The 3,181-nt window shown below is 29.5% G+C and carries 3 protein-coding genes and 1 pseudogene; 2 read left to right on the top strand and 2 right to left on the bottom strand.

The window, feature by feature from the left end; genetic code table 11:
- Positions 1–429, top strand: a pseudogene (locus tag AB1Z17_RS09445) (ABC transporter permease); the annotation flags it as partial.
- A gap of 182 nt (positions 430–611) precedes the next feature.
- A complete protein-coding gene (gene meaB / locus AB1Z17_RS09440) occupies positions 612–1,616 on the top strand; it encodes a methylmalonyl Co-A mutase-associated GTPase MeaB (protein WP_368051556.1) in 1,005 nt (334 codons plus the stop codon).
- A gap of 163 nt (positions 1,617–1,779) precedes the next feature.
- Here the strand turns inward: meaB and AB1Z17_RS09435 are convergent, their stop codons facing one another.
- Together AB1Z17_RS09435 and AB1Z17_RS09430 are read right to left on the bottom strand one after the other, a co-directional pair.
- The gene (locus AB1Z17_RS09435) at positions 1,780–2,589 is read right to left on the bottom strand and encodes an HAD family hydrolase (RefSeq protein ID WP_368051555.1); all 810 of its coding nucleotides are present in this window, start codon (positions 2,587–2,589) and stop codon (positions 1,780–1,782) included.
- A 407-nt stretch (positions 2,590–2,996) separates the two neighbouring features.
- The coding region (locus AB1Z17_RS09430; protein WP_368051554.1) for a hypothetical protein at positions 2,997–3,181 on the bottom strand (185 nt) is incomplete at its 5' end.

The raw sequence follows: 3,181 nt of genomic DNA, 5'->3' as shown, positions 1-3,181 counted from the left end.
GCTGCAATCTTTAATTTTAGTTTACTGTTAATAGTAGGTGCTTTTTTAAATTTTATTTTTGTTGCACTTTCATACAACATTGCACTTTCTACAGAAAATAAAATAAAAGGTTTTGGCTATGCAATTTTAATGTGGCTGTTTTTAGCTGTAATTTATGACGGTATTTTTCTAATTTCATTAGTAATATTTAACGATTATCCTTTGGATAAATTTTCTTTAATTGCTACAATGCTAAACCCAATTGATTTGTCTAGAATTTTAATTTTATTGAAATTAGATATTTCAGCATTATTGGGATATACAGGTGCAGTTTTTAGAAAGTTTTTTGGAACAGGTTTTGGTATGCTTGTCTCAATGTCTATATTAATTTTTTGGGTAATAATTCCTGTTTTTAGAATCAATCAGAAATTAAAGAAAAAGGATTTTTAGTTTTTTCTGTAAATGCCAAAAGCTATTTTTTGTAAAAAATTAGACCTTCTTACCGAACAATTTTAGTAATATGTGTATCTTTGTTAGTATAATTAGCAGCATGTTTTGTTGTTATATTTAATAACAGATGGAAGGTTTTTTTAGAATTAAAAAAACTCCATCTTTTTATTTATTGATAAGTGATGAAAAATTACAAGCCAAAAAACAGGTTAGCGGCTCAAACATATATTCAAGGAATTTTAAAAGGAGATAGAGTTTTACTTTCTAGAGCCATAACTATTATTGAAAGTAATTTAGAAAGCGATAAAACACTTGCTAAAGAGATAATACAAGCTATTTTACCATATTCTGGAAACTCAATTCGTATTGGTATTACAGGAGTTCCTGGTGTTGGTAAAAGCACATTTATCGAAGTTTTTGGAAAGCATTTAGTTAAACAAGGTCATAGAGTTGCTATTTTATCAATCGATCCAAGTAGCCAACGATCGAGAGGAAGTATTTTAGGAGATAAAACCAGAATGGAAGAATTAGCAAATATAGATGAAGCTTATATTCGTCCGTCTGCTTCCGGAGACACTTTGGGAGGTGTTGCCAATAAAACTGGTGAAACCATGTTGCTTTGTGAAGCTGCTGGATACGATGTTGTTTTAATTGAAACTGTTGGAGTAGGGCAGTCGGAAACTGCTGTTCACGGAATGACAGATTTCTTTTTATTATTAATGTTAGCAGGAGCGGGAGATGAGCTGCAAGGTATTAAAAAAGGCATTATGGAAATGGCCGATATGGTGGTGATAAATAAAGCTGATGGTGATAATATTACTATGAGTAAAATTGCAAAGCGTCAATACCAAAATGCATTACATATTTTTCCTCAATCGGAATCTGGTTGGAGTCCTGTGGTAAGTACAGCTTCAGCAATAAAAAATATTGGAATTTCTAATGTTTGGGATGAAATTGAGAAGTTTAAAAAGTTAGTTGATGAAAATGGGTATTTTATAAAGAACAGGAATCATCAGCAAATACAATGGATGTATAATAATATTAATGAAGAATTGAAGCATCTTTTTTACGGTTCAAAAAATATTAAAGAACATCTTTCCGTTATGGAAAAAGATATTGTTTCAGCTAAAATTTCACCTGTAAAAGCAGCTGAGATAATGATTCAGGAATTTAAAGATTCATTTTAATACAAACACACAGATTGCAAATCTGCTCTAACATGTATCTTCCCGCTGTTGTTGGAATTCCAATTGGTTTGGTTTTTTTATTGAAAACTTGTTATGGATTCCTGTCTTCACAGGTATAACAAATAATACTTATATGCCTGTTACAATAAATATCCATACTATTTTATTTTCTCGAATTTATTAATTGTTCAAGAATAAACTCAACTCCTTTTTCATCATTACTTTTTGTTAGAAATTTTGCTGCTTTTTTAACATTTGGATGTGCATTTTCCATTGCGTAGCTAAAATCTGCAAGTTCAATCATTTTTAGGTCATTGTTATAATCTCCAAAAACCATGGTTTCTTCTTTTGAAATATTTAAATCCTTTTGAAGTATATTTAGGGCATAACCTTTATTTGCATTAGAATGAGAAATATCTAACCAATGTTCACCAGATACAATTACTTGCAATTCATTTTCTAAGTGTTTTACAGCTGGGTAAATATGTGTTTCTGAACAATCAAAATGATAAGCTGCGATCTTAAAAAAAGTATCGTTTGTAATTTCTGTTAAATCATCAACAAGTCTATATTCAGAGTAGTAGTTTTTAAACATATTGATGAATTTTTCATCTTTTGTTTCAATATAAGCTGCATTTTTTCCACATAAAACAATGTATACGCTATCTAATTCACGCAATGTGTTAATGCATTTTTTAATGTATCCAAAAGGAAGTTTTGAGGTAAATAACTCATCATTTCCACGCATTGCAAAAGCGCCATTTTCAGCAATAATAGTTATTTCATTCTGTATACTTTTATTAAATCTATCTACTATACTAAAATACTGTCTGCCACTTGCAGCAATAAATTTTATATTATGTTTTTTTAATTGATTGTAAATTTTAGGAAACTGAGAACTAACTTTACTTTTAGAGTTCAGCAAAGTTCCGTCCATATCTGTTACAACTAATTTTACTTTTGAAAAATCCATAGTTTATTTTGAAGCAGCAAAAATAGTGTTATTGTATTGATTTTTGTGTTTAATTAAATGATAATAAAATAAAAAGCTGTTAAAAAAGTATTTGAAATTCCTTCTTCTGAATTTATTCGAGAATCTTAACGAATATGCTACATTTCGTTTCACTTGTCTTTTGTCATACCTGTAAAAGCAGGTATCCATTTTTACAATAAATTCTAGATTCCTGCCTTCGCAGGAATGATAGGTTTATACTGTAAACAAGCAATAGAATTAAATAATAAGAAAAATAAAAAGCCCAAACCTAACAGGTTTCAAAAACCTGTTAGGTTTATTATATTATAGACTCCTGTGTTTATTTGAATGACAAAAAAAGCCCAAACAATTTAATGTTTGGGCCTTAAATATTAATGATTTAGAACTTATTCTTGCTCTAAATATTTTTCCATAATAGTAATCGCTGATTCTGAAATAACAGTTCCAGGACCAAAAATGGCTGCTACCTTTCTTTCTAATAAGTAATCATAATCTTGCGCTGGAATCACTCCACCTGCAAAAACCATAATATCTGGTCGTCCTAATTTTTCTAATTCACCAATTAATTGAG

The sequence above is a fragment of the Lutibacter sp. genome, from assembly GCF_040883305.1.
GTDB lineage: Bacteria > Bacteroidota > Bacteroidia > Flavobacteriales > Flavobacteriaceae > Lutibacter.
This window is presented reverse-complemented; position numbering and strand designations above follow the sequence as displayed.